Source organism: Bacillus sp. FSL W7-1354, from assembly GCF_038002405.1.
Classification (GTDB): Bacteria; Bacillota; Bacilli; order Bacillales; family Bacillaceae; genus Bacillus; species Bacillus paralicheniformis.
In genome coordinates, this window is record NZ_JBBOCL010000001.1 from 1 (window position 1) to 13,728 (window position 13,728).

General features: G+C 46.9%; 9 protein-coding genes, 16 tRNA genes, 1 rRNA gene and 1 riboswitch. Of the genes, 23 read left to right on the plus strand and 3 right to left on the minus strand.

What is annotated here, in order from left to right; translation table 11 throughout:
* Window positions 1–67 precede the first annotated feature (67 nt).
* The 17 genes from rrf to MKZ04_RS00085 all read left to right on the plus strand — a co-directional run bounded on the left by rrf (window position 68) and on the right by MKZ04_RS00085 (window position 1,760).
* Window positions 68–183, plus strand: a 5S ribosomal RNA gene (gene rrf, locus MKZ04_RS00005).
* Between the two features lie 9 nt (window positions 184–192).
* Window positions 193–267, plus strand: a tRNA-Asn gene (locus MKZ04_RS00010).
* A 6-nt stretch (window positions 268–273) separates the two neighbouring features.
* Window positions 274–365 (plus strand) — tRNA-Ser (locus MKZ04_RS00015).
* A 14-nt stretch (window positions 366–379) separates the two neighbouring features.
* Window positions 380–454, plus strand: a tRNA-Glu gene (locus MKZ04_RS00020).
* A 116-nt stretch (window positions 455–570) separates the two neighbouring features.
* Window positions 571–646: transfer RNA gene (locus MKZ04_RS00025), tRNA-Val, on the plus strand.
* Window positions 647–667: 21 nt separating this feature from the next.
* Window positions 668–744, plus strand: a tRNA-Met gene (locus MKZ04_RS00030).
* A gap of 21 nt (window positions 745–765) precedes the next feature.
* Window positions 766–842, plus strand: a tRNA-Asp gene (locus MKZ04_RS00035).
* 10 nt (window positions 843–852) lie between these two features.
* Window positions 853–928 (plus strand) — tRNA-Phe (locus MKZ04_RS00040).
* 3 nt (window positions 929–931) lie between these two features.
* Window positions 932–1,004, plus strand: a tRNA-Thr gene (locus tag MKZ04_RS00045).
* 7 nt (window positions 1,005–1,011) lie between these two features.
* Window positions 1,012–1,096, plus strand: a tRNA-Tyr gene (locus tag MKZ04_RS00050).
* Between the two features lie 7 nt (window positions 1,097–1,103).
* A tRNA-Trp gene (locus tag MKZ04_RS00055) sits at window positions 1,104–1,177 on the plus strand.
* A gap of 20 nt (window positions 1,178–1,197) precedes the next feature.
* Window positions 1,198–1,270, plus strand: a tRNA-His gene (locus tag MKZ04_RS00060).
* 8 nt (window positions 1,271–1,278) lie between these two features.
* Window positions 1,279–1,350, plus strand: a tRNA-Gln gene (locus MKZ04_RS00065).
* 53 nt (window positions 1,351–1,403) lie between these two features.
* Window positions 1,404–1,478: transfer RNA gene (locus tag MKZ04_RS00070), tRNA-Gly, on the plus strand.
* A gap of 14 nt (window positions 1,479–1,492) precedes the next feature.
* Window positions 1,493–1,563, plus strand: a tRNA-Cys gene (locus MKZ04_RS00075).
* Between the two features lie 12 nt (window positions 1,564–1,575).
* Window positions 1,576–1,664, plus strand: a tRNA-Leu gene (locus MKZ04_RS00080).
* A gap of 14 nt (window positions 1,665–1,678) precedes the next feature.
* Window positions 1,679–1,760, plus strand: a tRNA-Leu gene (locus MKZ04_RS00085).
* Window positions 1,761–2,471: 711 nt separating this feature from the next.
* Here the strand turns inward: MKZ04_RS00085 and MKZ04_RS00090 are convergent.
* Together MKZ04_RS00090 and MKZ04_RS00095 are read right to left on the minus strand one after the other, a co-directional pair.
* On the minus strand, window positions 2,472–3,134 hold the full coding sequence (locus MKZ04_RS00090) for a hypothetical protein (protein ID WP_105979146.1): 663 nt from the start codon (window positions 3,132–3,134) through the stop codon (window positions 2,472–2,474).
* Between the two features lie 117 nt (window positions 3,135–3,251).
* Window positions 3,252–3,452: a hypothetical protein gene (locus MKZ04_RS00095; RefSeq protein ID WP_341044984.1), complete on the minus strand. Its 201-nt coding sequence runs from the start codon at window positions 3,450–3,452 to the stop codon at window positions 3,252–3,254.
* Between the two features lie 481 nt (window positions 3,453–3,933).
* Here MKZ04_RS00095 and MKZ04_RS00100 point away from each other — a divergent pair, with 481 nt between their 5' ends.
* A complete protein-coding gene (locus MKZ04_RS00100; protein ID WP_195536102.1) occupies window positions 3,934–5,259 on the plus strand; it encodes a TGS domain-containing protein in 1,326 nt (441 codons plus the stop codon).
* A 221-nt stretch (window positions 5,260–5,480) separates the two neighbouring features.
* The gene (locus tag MKZ04_RS00105) at window positions 5,481–8,288 is read left to right on the plus strand and encodes a M14 family metallopeptidase (protein WP_341044987.1); all 2,808 of its coding nucleotides are present in this window, start codon (window positions 5,481–5,483) and stop codon (window positions 8,286–8,288) included.
* 222 nt (window positions 8,289–8,510) lie between these two features.
* Here the strand turns inward: MKZ04_RS00105 and MKZ04_RS00110 are convergent, their stop codons facing one another.
* Window positions 8,511–9,026: an HXXEE domain-containing protein gene (locus MKZ04_RS00110; RefSeq protein ID WP_341044989.1), complete on the minus strand. Its 516-nt coding sequence runs from the start codon at window positions 9,024–9,026 to the stop codon at window positions 8,511–8,513.
* A gap of 109 nt (window positions 9,027–9,135) precedes the next feature.
* Between MKZ04_RS00110 and MKZ04_RS00115 the strand changes: the two genes are divergently transcribed.
* The 4 genes from MKZ04_RS00115 to MKZ04_RS00130 all read left to right on the plus strand — a co-directional run bounded on the left by MKZ04_RS00115 (window position 9,136) and on the right by MKZ04_RS00130 (window position 13,705).
* Window positions 9,136–9,705: a TetR/AcrR family transcriptional regulator gene (locus MKZ04_RS00115; RefSeq protein ID WP_020450652.1), complete on the plus strand. Its 570-nt coding sequence runs from the start codon at window positions 9,136–9,138 to the stop codon at window positions 9,703–9,705.
* Between the two features lie 127 nt (window positions 9,706–9,832).
* Window positions 9,833–10,597, plus strand: a complete 765-nt coding sequence (gene aroD / locus MKZ04_RS00120) for a type I 3-dehydroquinate dehydratase (RefSeq protein ID WP_341044991.1) — start codon at window positions 9,833–9,835, stop codon at window positions 10,595–10,597.
* Between the two features lie 106 nt (window positions 10,598–10,703).
* Window positions 10,704–10,812: riboswitch (TPP riboswitch) on the plus strand.
* Between the two features lie 148 nt (window positions 10,813–10,960).
* On the plus strand, window positions 10,961–12,736 hold the full coding sequence (thiC, locus tag MKZ04_RS00125) for a phosphomethylpyrimidine synthase ThiC (protein WP_096748451.1): 1,776 nt from the start codon (window positions 10,961–10,963) through the stop codon (window positions 12,734–12,736).
* Window positions 12,737–12,937: 201 nt separating this feature from the next.
* Window positions 12,938–13,705, plus strand: coding sequence for an ABC transporter ATP-binding protein (locus MKZ04_RS00130; protein ID WP_023856466.1), 768 nt, complete (start codon window positions 12,938–12,940; stop codon window positions 13,703–13,705).
* The last annotated feature ends 23 nt before the right edge of the window (window positions 13,706–13,728 follow it).

Sequence of the window (13,728 nt, forward strand, 5' to 3'; positions counted from 1 at the left end):
TAATTTCTCGAAAAATGCACTTGCATTTTTTCAAATACATAGTATAATGATCTTTGTCACTAAATTGTCTGGTGATGATGGCGAAGAGGTCACACCCGTTCCCATGCCGAACACGGAAGTTAAGCTCTTCAGCGCCGATGGTAGTTGGGGGATTCCCCCTGCGAGAGTAGGACATCGCCAGGCAGGCATTATTCCGCAGTAGCTCAGTGGTAGAGCTATCGGCTGTTAACCGATCGGTCGCAGGTTCGAATCCTGCCTGCGGAGCCATTTATTGGAGAGCTGTCCGAGTGGTCGAAGGAGCACGATTGGAAATCGTGTAGGCGGCCAACGCCGTCTCAAGGGTTCGAATCCCTTGCTCTCCGCCACTTTAAATACATCTGGCCCGTTGGTCAAGTGGTTAAGACACCGCCCTTTCACGGCGGTAACACGGGTTCGAATCCCGTACGGGTCACCATTCTTTTTGGACAGCACGCTAAAAAGCATCAGGTTTACACCGAAGCTTTTTAAAGGAAGGCATGCTAAGATCACAACGTCCTGTTGCAACGCATGCACTTGTACGTCCTGTACTTCGGAGGATTAGCTCAGCTGGGAGAGCATCTGCCTTACAAGCAGAGGGTCGGCGGTTCGATCCCGTCATCCTCCACCATTTCTATGAAAATCATATTATCGCGGGGTGGAGCAGTTCGGTAGCTCGTCGGGCTCATAACCCGAAGGTCGCAGGTTCAAATCCTGCCCCCGCAACCAAATTAAATTCATTGCCAAAATGGTCCGGTAGTTCAGTTGGTTAGAATGCCTGCCTGTCACGCAGGAGGTCGCGGGTTCGAGTCCCGTCCGGACCGCCATTTAAATAAAGGCTCGGTAGCTCAGTTGGTAGAGCAACGGACTGAAAATCCGTGTGTCGGCGGTTCGATTCCGTCCCGAGCCACCATTTGCCGGTCTAGCTCAATTGGTAGAGCAACTGACTTGTAATCAGTAGGTTGGGGGTTCAAGTCCTCTGGCCGGCACTGTTTTGGAGGGGTAGCGAAGTGGCTAAACGCGGCGGACTGTAAATCCGCTCCCTCAGGGTTCGGCGGTTCGAATCCGTCCCCCTCCACCATGTTTTTAGGGGCATAGTTTAACGGTAGAACAGAGGTCTCCAAAACCTCCGGTGTGGGTTCGATTCCTACTGCCCCTGCCAATTTTAATTCACAATTTATGGCGGTTGTGGCGAAGTGGTTAACGCACCAGATTGTGGCTCTGGCACTCGTGGGTTCGATTCCCATCAATCGCCCTTCATATTGGGCTATAGCCAAGCGGTAAGGCAACGGACTTTGACTCCGTCATGCGCTGGTTCGAATCCAGCTAGCCCAGTTTTCATCTTTCTTTATCATCCTGCATATGATAAGATGAATATTAGTTAAAATGCGGAAGTAGTTCAGTGGTAGAACACCACCTTGCCAAGGTGGGGGTCGCGGGTTCGAATCCCGTCTTCCGCTCCAATTCTTAAAATGATGGCGGCATAGCCAAGTGGTAAGGCAGAGGTCTGCAAAACCTTTATCCCCGGTTCGAATCCGGGTGTCGCCTTATTTGCCTCGTGCCGGGGTGGTGGAATTGGCAGACACACAGGACTTAAAATCCTGCGGTAGGTGACTACCGTGCCGGTTCAAGTCCGGCCCTCGGCACCATTGATCACACACATGCCGGTGTGGCGGAATTGGCAGACGCGCACGACTCAAAATCGTGTTCCTTCGGGAGTGTCGGTTCGACCCCGACCACCGGTATCACTAAACATCGTATTGCCAAACGATGAAAGAGCGTTCCTTACAAAGGAACGCTCTTTTTATTTATTCTTTATCTTGGAACAAGTCCGTAAGAATTTTTTTTAAAGGACTGCGAGCTCCGGAAGCTGCGCTGCTGGCGGCTGTCTACTATGATCTCGGCTTTTTAAAAATTCAAAAGGATAAACACGAAGAAGCACTCGAGTATTTCGGCCTCTCATTTAAAACGGATGATATCGAAAAAATGCGCCTATTATGTACATGCAATGCATATACGAGTCAGCTAGGTCAACTTATAAGATAGGTGAGGTTGATAAGGCGCTTAAGTGGGTTCATTTTGTTTTTGAGTTTGCTCAGAAAACGAATAATATCAACTTTTCGCTCAAATTCTCGATTCTAAATATATGCTATAGCGCTCCTTTTCGCTGGTTAAAACGAGTCCAAGCGATGTAGTAAGGAAAGCAGTTACAATAAGTTTATTAAGAAGCCGTAGATGAACGAAAAAGGGCGCCGTAATTGGCGCCTTCTCATTTTATTGTTGTTTTCGGTTTAAAAGATTCATAATGACTATACACATCAAAATGAGGCCAATAAATGTTCCGCTACTATCTGGTTCTATGTTAAAAAAAGTTGGAAAAGCGAAATAGTTTATGACGAAAATTAGGATCGCCATTTTTAATAAAACTCTATATAACACTTAATTTTCCTCCCGCTCTATTGTCGCCAAGGCACACCGATGCCCTCGATAACCTCTCCGGTGAATGGATTCCTCGCGAAGTGGAAACCTATTCCATATTTTCCGTCCCCGGAAATCGCCCTAAAACCAGCACCTACTGCCCAAAGCGCTCCGGAAATCGCGCTTACGTAAGGTACAAATTTAGCGACTTTGATCAAGACTGCTCCAATTCCTGCTATAGCGGATGTTGCATCTTTAGTTTCGTTTATTACATTAACTATTTTTTTGGTTATACAAGAGCTGAGATAAAGGCTGTACCTAGTGCCAGCCCAACTCACTTTAGACCCCGTTACACCATGACAGCCAGCCAGCGCATTCGCACTGCTCTCTTTGTGAGCAGAAGCGGTTGAGCTTTCTAAAAGTGTTTTCTTTCCGTCCTTAGATACAGAATATTTCTTTGCCCGGACCTTCATATCCTTAGTATTTGCATTTAAGGTTTCTACTACGTATTCGTATATTTTACCGCCTTCTTCTATTCTGAATGATGATGCGTTTTCGGATATTTTGGTGAATTTAATCCCTTCTAAAGGATTCGGATCTTCAAATGTTTCTTTAGCGAAAACATTTGATGGAAAAGTGGCGACTAGTAAGATAATCGAACAAAGAGCCATAGTGAATAAAAATAATTTCCTTTTTAGCATGCTTATTCCTTCCTTGGTTTACAATTCTACCAGAGGGAGGATATTCAGTTAATGACTAGTTTTAATTTGGTGAATTTATCCTAGAGAGGGGGTGAAAAACGCCCAGTCTCTGACTAATTAGAATACGTTAATTGTCCGGTGTTTAAATGGAAGAACGAAGACGCCGTGGCTGGCGTCATTGAAACAGTTTGCCCAGGCTTTTCCGGTCTGCTTTCCGGCTGTTCCTTTCTTAATCGCGTTCACATCGCCAAGCAGTCGAGATAGTCCGTAGAATTTTATCTTGGACGACCTGTACAGAACGATTGTGTTGATACTCATTTTTCTTCGCCTATGCAGCTGTACGTATTATTAGCAATTTAAAATTTTTGCGCCAAATTTTGTACAAAGGCAGACAAAAACCTTGATATATCAATGGTTCTCTGGGTATATTCACCCTGACCACTGATATCGCTGAAAACCGTATTGCCAAACGACGAAAGAGCGTTCCATATAAAAGGAACGCTCTTTTTGTTTATTCCTCATCAAAAAGGAGAGCCGCCAACATAAACGCAATGACCAACTGTTGTCCGCACTCTTCATTCATCGCACCGTGAAATAAGGCACCTTGTCATCAGCAAGGTGCTTTTCTTTATGCAATGATATGTCCCGATCCTCCGATCGCCTTTTTACGTTTTGTTTACAAGTTGATCAAACTTTAGCGACATCTGCCCGCTATATTGAATACAGCCAGATCTCATCCAGATATAGACAAAGGAACAATGGAACACGTAAAGGATTAATTTTTTGAGGAGGAATACAGTTGTCAATTCGCATTAAATTGCCTGACGGGTCCGTCAGAGAATTTGAGGAGGAAGCAAGCATTGAAGATGTCGCTGCTTCTATTAGCTGTGGCCTGGAAAATGCGGTTGCAGGTAAATTAAACGGAAAGCTTGTAGATTTATCAACTCCGCTTCAGGACGGTGCGCTCGTTGAAATTGTCACCCGGGACTCGGCTGAAGGTCAGAAGTTCAAGCGTGAAAAAGCGCGGGGGACAGGGCGTATTGTGGCACTTGATGCAGCTCGGGGGCTGGCGGTCATCGGGATGTATTTGCAGCACTTCGCCTTGAACGAAACGAACGGTTCAATCGTTTCCGGGAATACGACGCTTCTATTTGTGCTTTGCGGCGGCATCTCCTATTCGATCATGGCCGGGCGCATGTTGGATCGAGGAATGGAGCCGGCCGCATTTCGGACGCGGATGCTTGCCCGCGCGGTATTTATCGATATTATAGGATACCTTCTCATCATGCTGAATACTCCGTTCGGGGTGATTTTGCCAGCTTATGCGGCACTGTTTGTGCTGGCGTTGGTGCTGATTCGTCGTTCGACACGTGTGTTAGTTACAACAGCAGCTGTTTTGCTTGCAGTGAGCCCGCCGCTGATGATTCTCGGAGGCAGCGTCCTGTCGAAAGCATACTTACTTGGTGATATGGCAGGCGGCCCGATGTCGGCGCTCGCACTTGCACCCGCTTTTGTCGCCGGTATGGCAATCGGGCGCTTCGATTTGACCAGGATGCGGACCGCACTCTCGCTAGTGGGCAGCGGCACAATCATGGTTATCGTCTCTAAAGTTTTGGGCACTTTCGTTCTTCCGGGGCTGAGCCGTTCATTCGAAGAGTGGCTCGTAAGTGTTCAAGGCACCGCCGGCGCTGAGCCGGATCAGTATGCAATCTGGCCGCACAACGTGGCACCGCCGTTGTGGCACAATCTTCTTTCGATCGCTCCGCACAGTGCGTCAACTTTCCAGACGATGCTGGGGCTTGGGGTTGCCTTTCTGGTGCTTGGATTGGTATGTCTCGTGCCGCAGAAAAACTCTGCCGTGTTAAAGCCGTTCGCGGGAGTCGGACGTGTGGCGTTGACGATGTATGCAGCTCAGTTTGTTGTTATATGGGCTCTTGAAATCTCGGGGGCCAAGTATGATATCGGGGCCATTCCATTCAGTGATCTGTTCGTCGCGGCCATGGTGACGGTGACAGGGTGGCTGATTGCACGGCTTCCTGCCGGTCCGCTTGAGACAGCGATGCGCCGCTTTGACCGGGCCTTCAGCACCTTGGGACCCGTCACGGGAACGACGACATCCAGGTAGGCGGTCTTTAACATTTTACCAGAAGAAACCGTCTAAGGAGGCAGTTCCTTCAGGCTGTTAGCCTGTCGGGAGCTCCGGAAGATATTGGAGGAGGAGGGCATGCTGAATCAGAGTGTGAGGCAGGCAAATGAAATGCAGCCAGAACTCCTCACTCTTGTAATGGTTTTCTCTTATCAAGTTTGCAATTTGAAAATATCACGAAATGGGGATGGCATTTTTCTATGTTTAAGAAATCGTTCACAAAGTGTTATCTGATCTTGGTTTTGTCGCTTATGATGCTGCTTGGAGCGATAACCCCCGGTGTTGCTATGGCGCAGACTGGCAAGGGGACGGCGTCCGGTCAGCAGACAAAAGTAAAGACTAAAAAATCTCAGAAGCTAAAACTGGACAACAATGTTGCTTCGATGACAGAGAAACGAACGCTTCATGCTGCGTTTAAGCTTCCGCAAGGTGTTGATGTGAAGAGCTTAAGCTGGACGTATGACGGCAAACCGCTGTCTCAATGGAAAAAATATAAGGTCCGGGATTACAGCGGTGCACCTTTCATTACTGTTAGCCATGTAAAAGTGACCAACGGCAAGGTTCATGCTAACATCAATTTCGATCTTCCATACGATACAGACAACCTGTCAGAGCCGCGATTGCAACGTCCGCTATACGCATCGCTGATGGGCACATATGATTTGGCGGCAACAGTGAACGGACGAGTCGTTGCCCATGCTCCCGTAAAATTGACGCCATATGACAGCTTCCGCACTTACGATGAGCTGAAACCGGAGATCGATGCCGTTACAGCAAAAGCTGCGCAAAAAAACAACAGATATATCAAAACGACTTCTATTGGAAAATCGGTCGAAGGCCGTGATATCTATTTGACAGTGCTTGCCAAAGATAAAGCCGCTGTCGATAAGTATCAGAAGGTGACTCACCCTGCCATGCTCAATGACCCGAAGAAATTGCAGGCCGACATTAAATCCGGCGCATTTGGCGACTATCAGGTGCCGATCTGGTTGAACAATATTCATCCGAATGAAGCGCCTGGAGTCGATGCGATCATGAATTACTTTAAGTCAATGGCATTGGATAAGAGCATGACGTACGATACAGTCCTGCCGAATGGCAAGAAAAGCAAGACAACGTTGAATATAGACGATGCATTGGAACATGTTTTTTTCCTGTTCGTTTATACGGACAACCCGGATGGCCGGGTTCATACAACACGTTCCAATGCTGAGGATTTCGATTTGAACCGGGATAATTCTTATCAAACCCAGCCTGAAACGCGCAGCGTAACGGAACAAATCGCGAAGTGGTCGCCGCTGTCTTTTCTGGATATGCACGGGTTCGATGCCAATTTCCTGATTGAGCCTTCTACTCCGCCTCATAACCCGAATGTTGAGTATGACCTTTTGATTGACCACATGGTGGAACAGGCAAAGGCTATGGGTGAGGCCGGGATTGCTAATACGAAGTATGACTACTATCACATCCCTTATGAAGAACATCGGAAAACTGCGAAAGATCCAAATTATGTGTCAAAAGGCACGGCTTCGGGATGGGATGATGCATCTGCAGCATATACCGCTGCATTCGCCATGTATCACGGTGCGATGGGTCACACGCTGGAAACGCCCGAGTCGAATGAAGAGTCTACCAAAGCTCTGTATTACAGTTCTGCGGCAGCTGCAAAATATGTAGCGGAAAAAAAAGAAGAGCTGTTCCTGAACCAATTAAAAATATTCGAGCGCGGCGTGGACAATATCGATGATCGCGCTGTCGATCATTACTTGGTCAACGCCAAAAACGAAGAGATCGGCCGACCGCGGCAAGGCAATCAAAACTTCTTCCCGGAATATTACGTACTGCCGGTCGATAAAAATATTCAAAAGAATGTGTTGGAAACCTATAAGATGGTTGAGTACTTCCTTCGCAACGGCGTAAAGATTGAACGATCAACAAAAGCGGTAACCGTTGACGGAAAAACATATCCGGCAGGATCATTTATTGTAAACATGCACCAGGCAAACCGCGGCCTCGCGAACTTGGTCTTGTATGATGGAATAGATGTATCTGATTATGAAATGATAGCCGGTGAGATGATTCAAAATTTCCATGATATGCGAGGTTTTGACCGTTATGTAATTCGAGATGCCGGGGTGTTCAAACGCAAGACTTCTGCCATCACCTCCGTGTCGTTTCCGGGGACTAAAATGCCAAAACGCTCAGCTTATGTGCTGATCCAGAACACAAGCAATGATGCGATAAAGGCAGTCAACGAGTTACTGGCAGCCGGCAAGACCGTTACAATGCTCACCAAGAGCGGATCAGGCTATCAAGCCGGCGACTTCGCGGTTGCCTACAAGGACCTGGCCCCATTGGCTTCCAAGTACTATCTCGACGTGAGCGCATCCGGCCATAAGAAACCAAGCGGCAAAGTCCTCAAGGCTTCTACTGTAGGAGCACTGGGTGAAGCGGCATATGTACTGAAAAATCTGGGCTTTAACGTCACCCCAGAACAGGCGGGCGCAGATGTGCTTGTCAATACGTTCGACTCTTCTAAATATGTTAATAAAGGAAAGCCTTACATTGCATTTGGAAACATGGGGATGACGAATGTTCAGAAGTGGATCCCCGGATTTTCTTTTAAAGGACCTGAATGGGAGAGATACGAAGGCGTCTTCTTGGCAAATGTCATGCAAGATCATGCTATTACAGCTCCTTACAATAAACAGGAATACTTCTACACAGTCACTGGTTCTTATATTACCGCTGTTCCTAAAACGGCAAAAGTGCTGGCCGTGATCGCTGATCAAGACCATTTCTTTAAGGCAGGCTGGTGGCCTGGACATGATGCTGCCAAAGGAAAGATTATGGCTTTCACGTATAAAGATCACAACAAGAACTTAACTGTTTTCGCTAACGATCTAACCAATGACGATCATCCGCAGCATCAATATCGGTTGCTGGCGAATTCGATTTTCAATGCCGGTCCCGGAAAAACCGAAAATGCTCCATCATCAAAACGATGAGAGGCTGAACAGCTGAAGTGCAAGCGGCTCCCGCTGTGGAGGCGCCTCTAAACAGCTGGATAGACAAGCTTTGGAACGAACATTGAACCATCGTTAGCAGTGCCATGATTTTAGATCATGCTGCCTTTCTTTTGAAGGGCAGTTTTTTCGTGTCTGACGGGTCTTCATCGTTTGCTTTGCTTCTAGTCAAAGGGCCGGAAGCTTTCCGTAAGTGCCTGCTTTTCATGTGCGACCATATGCTTCCAGCCTTTCTTCAATCCTTCCCATTTTTTTATGCAGAAACTTAAGGTTAATAAAGACGATAAGTGTTCCGGATATGACTGATAAGATCATCGCAGGAAAACTGAATTTTTCTATCTCTGCGGCAGCGGTCAGCAGATAGCAACAAAATGGCAGCATCAAGATCGACGTTAATATGCCGGGTACATAATGTTTAAATTTCAACCATAGGACGATGTGAACAAGGAAATGAACAGTAAAAGCAAAAAAGAAACCAAACCAGACGATATATTGATTAAAATAAATACTGATGACAGTTACACCAACAGCTAGTAAAAATTCTTCGAGCACAGCGCAAACAAAAGAAGCGGTTTTGGCATGTCCGAATGGAGCTTTTTTCAGTTGTTTCAGCTCGCTTCGATATCTTTTGCCCCATGCCTCGACCATCACCATCTCTTCAAAATCATGCAGTATAAATAATATCGGCAGCATCCAAGCCATAAATTGCATATTCTCCATTTACATTCCCCCTCTTATGTGCCACAATTGTGACATTTCATAGAGAACAAAGTCAATGAGCCAACGAAAAGTGCTACATTGCCATAAAAAGTGCGACAGGAGAGAGAATATGAAGCAAATGCCCTCAAAAACAGCTCAGCAATCTAAAAGCTGGCTGACGCTATCATTGTTGGAGCTTATGAAGGAAAAAAGCTTTTCAGACATCACCATTACAGAGATAGCAGAAAAAGCGCAGCTTGACAGAAGAACATTTTATCGGCATTTCCATTCAAAAAAAGATATATTAGACCGCTATTTTGAGCAGCTTTGCAGTGAGTATTCCAATTACATTGTTCAGGAAAAACATATTGACTTATCCAGTCTTGGACATGCATACTTCAACTTTTGGAGCCGACATGCCGATTTTTTACAAGCCCTTTATCAGAACCATTTGTTTTATTTGATTGTTGAGAAATATAATGAACTTCTACCGGATCTTCATAAAAAATTTAAAGAAGAAACCTTTCATTTTAAAAGCAAAATCGACTTGGAGTACGGGCTTTCATTCAGCGCAGGGGGCTTTTGGAACATCCTTTCAAAATGGTTTGAGAGAGGCCGGAAGGAAACTCCTGAAGAAATGAGTCATATTCTGCAAGGAATAGTAGATTCATTTTTAAACAAGCAAGCTTTCGAAAGGTGATCTCATATTGGTATATGAGTGGTTTAAGCGTTTAGCCTTCTTTCTTAATTTCTGCTTGTGCTTACGGCCAATCTTCGGTACCGTTAATGCAAAGACCCTTGGAATATAGAGAACAGGAGTGAGGCCGTTGGTGAATACGGTGAAGATACGAGGGGTGGCCATCGGAGAAGGAGCCCCGAAAATTTGCGTGCCGCTCATCGGAAAAACGCATGAACAATTGAAAGAAGAAGCTGCTTTTCTTCTAACTATTAATCCGGATCTTGCCGAATGGCGGGCGGATTTTTTTGAAGATGTCGAAGACGTTGACAAAGTGAAAAAGGTATTGGCTGACATCCGGGAGATCTTAAAGGATATCCCGTTGATATTTACATTTCGCAGCGCGGAGGAAGGCGGCGAAAAAGAAGTCAGTAAGGAATTTTACTTTTCCTTGAATCATGCCGTAGTAAAAACAGGGCTGGCAGATGTGATTGATGTCGAGCTGTTCAATGAAGAGCATCATGTGGAAAAACTGGTTCAAGCGGCTCATATGCAGCATGTCTTTGTCATTATATCCAACCACGATTTCGGGAAGACGCCGAGAGCGGAAGAGATCGTTTCCCGTCTCCGAAAAGCCCAGGATCTTGGCGCCGATTTCCCTAAGATCGCGGTGATGCCTGAAACACCGGCAGATGTGCTGGTGTTGCTTGAGGCGACTCATATGATGCATGAGCGGTATGCGAAGCGGCCGATTATCACGATGTCGATGGCCGGAAAAGGCTTGATCAGCCGGCTCGCCGGAGAGGTATTTGGCTCGGCCGTGACGTTCGGCGCAGCGAAAAAAGCATCCGCACCTGGCCAAATTGAGGCGACGGATTTGAAACATATACTTGATGTGCTTCATCGCAATTTATAATCATTGGGTGCGCCGCTCTGATCCCTTTTATAGTGAAAAAGATTCATATATTTTTCCATCCTTTTCACTTGCCAAATCGGTGTGTTACGATAAAAAATGAATTGAATAGCTTTACTAGGGGTGCCCGACTGCGGGCTGAGAGAGAAACATGTGTTTCTTAACCCTTTGGACCTGATCTGGTTCGTACCAGCGTGGGGAAGTAAAAAGGATTCGGGAGAAGATGGGGAATGGGTATGGTCCGTCTGTCTTCCAGTGATTTTACTGACTGTAAAACCAGGTTCATCATATGATCCTGGTTTTTTTGTGCTGGTGCTGTTCCGGAGTTTCGTCCTGATCAATTTTTTAGAGGGGAAGGATTTTTACATGAAACAGGAGTCAGTACAGCAAAAAAACATCTCGATTATGTCAAGTTTTTCAGGGAGCCGCAAAGTGTATGTCGAAGGGGCGCGACCTGACATTCAAGTGCCGATGAGAGAAATTTCGCTAAGTCCGACGACGGGTTCATTTGGCGCCGAAGAAAATCAGCCTGTCCGCGTCTACGACACGAGCGGTCCCTATACGGACGCGAATGCAGAGGTTGATATTCTTAAGGGGCTGAAACCTTTGCGGGCGACCTGGATCAGGGAGCGCGGCGATACCGAAGAATATGAAGGCAGAGAAATCAGACCGGAGGATAACGGTTATAAAAGCAAAGAGAAAGCGAGCAACAGCTATCCAGGGTTGAAACGAAAACCGCTGCGCGCGAAAAAAAGTCAAAATGTCACCCAGCTGCATTACGCAAGAAAGGGGATCATTACGCCCGAGATGGAATTTATCGCGATCCGAGAGCATGTATCTCCCGAATTTGTTCGTGATGAAGTGGCAAGCGGACGGGCGATTATTCCGTCAAATATCAACCATCCGGAAAGCGAACCGATGATTATCGGCCGCAACTTCCACGTGAAAATCAATGCCAACATCGGTAATTCCGCTGTCACCTCTTCGATTGAAGAAGAAGTAGAAAAAATGACATGGGCCATCCGCTGGGGCGCCGATACGATGATGGACTTGTCCACAGGTAAAGATATTCATACAACGAGGGAGTGGATCATCCGCAATTGTCCAGTTCCTGTAGGGACTGTGCCAATTTATCAGGCGCTTGAAAAAGTAAACGGCGTCGCGGAAGATCTCACTTGGGAGATTTACCGCGATACATTAATCGAGCAGGCTGAGCAAGGCGTTGATTATTTTACGATTCATGCCGGCGTCCTTCTTCGGTATGTGCCGCTGACGGCAAAGCGCGTCACTGGAATCGTATCCCGCGGCGGGGCAATTATGGCGCAATGGTGTTTGGCTCATCATGAGGAAAGCTTTCTGTACACGCATTTTGAAGAGATTTGCGAGATTATGAAAACATACGATATCGCATTTTCGCTCGGGGACGGCCTTCGGCCCGGCTCGATTGCGGATGCGAATGATGAGGCCCAATTTGCCGAATTGGAGACGCTCGGCGAGCTGACGGAAATCGCCTGGAAGCATGATGTTCAAGTGATGATCGAAGGACCGGGACACGTGCCGATGCATAAAATTAAAGAGAATGTCGACAAGCAGATGGAAATTTGCAAAGAGGCGCCGTTTTACACGCTCGGCCCGCTGACGACCGATATTGCACCGGGCTACGATCATATTACATCGGCAATCGGAGCGGCGATGATCGGCTGGTACGGCACGGCCATGCTTTGCTATGTGACGCCGAAGGAGCATTTGGGACTGCCGAACAAAGACGATGTCCGCGAAGGCGTCATAACATACAAAATCGCGGCCCATGCGGCTGACCTTGCCAAAGGGCACCCTGGCGCGCAAATCCGCGATGACGCGCTTTCGAAGGCGCGCTTTGAATTCCGCTGGCGGGACCAGTTCAATTTGTCGCTCGATCCGGAAAGAGCGCTTGAATACCATGATGAAACCCTTCCGGCGGAAGGCGCCAAAACAGCACACTTTTGTTCAATGTGCGGGCCTAAATTTTGCAGTATGAGAATTTCCCAGGATATTCGCGACTATGCCAAGGAAAACGACCTTGATGAACAAAAGGCAATTCAAAAAGGATTGGAAGAGAAGGCGAAGGAATTTAAAAAAGCAGGCGGCAGCATTTACAGTTAAAAACGGGCAATACTGCAGATGAAAGGGGAACCTTTCATCTGTTTTTTTATAATATGGGGTTGACAGGTCGGAATAATATGAATTAGTATGTTGTTTAATATTTCGGAAAATTTCATCAGCGCTGATCGGTCAACCGAAGGCTCTTATCTCAATTGGGATAAGAGTTTTTTATTTTCAGTTTAGAAAAGAAAGGGGAACAAGATGTCTTTATCAATTCGTGTAAATGAAAAAGCATTTGGAAGCGGCAACCTTAAAACAAGCGTGCTTCAAGACGTGAAACTGACGGTCGAAAACGGCGAATTTCTGACTGTCATCGGTCCAAGCGGATGCGGGAAAAGCACGCTCTTAAAAATCGCTGCCGGTCTTGACGGGAATTATGAAGGGCGAATCAGCATGAACGGAAGAGAAATCAAGGGCCCGGGGATTCATCAAGGTTTCATCTTTCAGGAGCATCGGCTTTTTCCATGGCTGACGGTCGAGCAAAATATCGCCGCAGATTTAAGCCTGAAAGAACCGGCGGTGCGAAAAAAAGTCGATGAATTGATTGAAACGGTGCGGCTGAAAGGCGCGGAGAAACAGTATCCGCGCGAGCTGTCCGGAGGTATGTCGCAGCGGGTCGCGATTGCCAGGGCTTTGCTCAGGGAGCCTGAGATTTTGCTGCTTGATGAACCCTTCGGCGCCTTGGACGCCTTTACGAGAAAGCATCTCCAGGATGTACTGACAGACATTTGGCGAGAAAAGAAGATGACGATGATCCTCGTGACGCACGATATTGACGAATCGGTTTATTTAGCCAACCGGGTCGCGATTCTTACCGCAAAGCCGGGGAGAATCCACAAGCTGATTCCGGTCGATCTGCCATTTCCGCGCAGCAGAACATCGCCCGTTTTTCAATCAATCAGACAAAAAGTTCTGAAAGAATTCGAGACAACGGAAACATTCAGCTTTCAGGAAGGTTCAGGGATTTGAGCAGAAAGGAGCGGAAAAACGTG

Excerpts from the sequence above, each read along its gene's own strand:
- MKZ04_RS00095 (WP_341044984.1), bottom strand. The coding sequence starts at position 3,452 with ATGAGTATCAACACAATCGTTCTGTACAGGTCGTCCAAGATAAAATTC.
- MKZ04_RS00105 (WP_341044987.1), top strand. The coding sequence starts at position 5,481 with ATGTTTAAGAAATCGTTCACAAAGTGTTATCTGATCTTGGTTTTGTCG.
- MKZ04_RS00130 (WP_023856466.1), top strand. The coding sequence starts at position 12,938 with ATGTCTTTATCAATTCGTGTAAATGAAAAAGCATTTGGAAGCGGCAAC.
- MKZ04_RS00110 (WP_341044989.1), bottom strand. The coding sequence starts at position 9,026 with ATGGAGAATATGCAATTTATGGCTTGGATGCTGCCGATATTATTTATA.
- thiC (WP_096748451.1), top strand. The coding sequence starts at position 10,961 with ATGAAACAGGAGTCAGTACAGCAAAAAAACATCTCGATTATGTCAAGT.
- MKZ04_RS00115 (WP_020450652.1), top strand. The coding sequence starts at position 9,136 with ATGAAGCAAATGCCCTCAAAAACAGCTCAGCAATCTAAAAGCTGGCTG.
- MKZ04_RS00090 (WP_105979146.1), bottom strand. The coding sequence starts at position 3,134 with ATGCTAAAAAGGAAATTATTTTTATTCACTATGGCTCTTTGTTCGATT.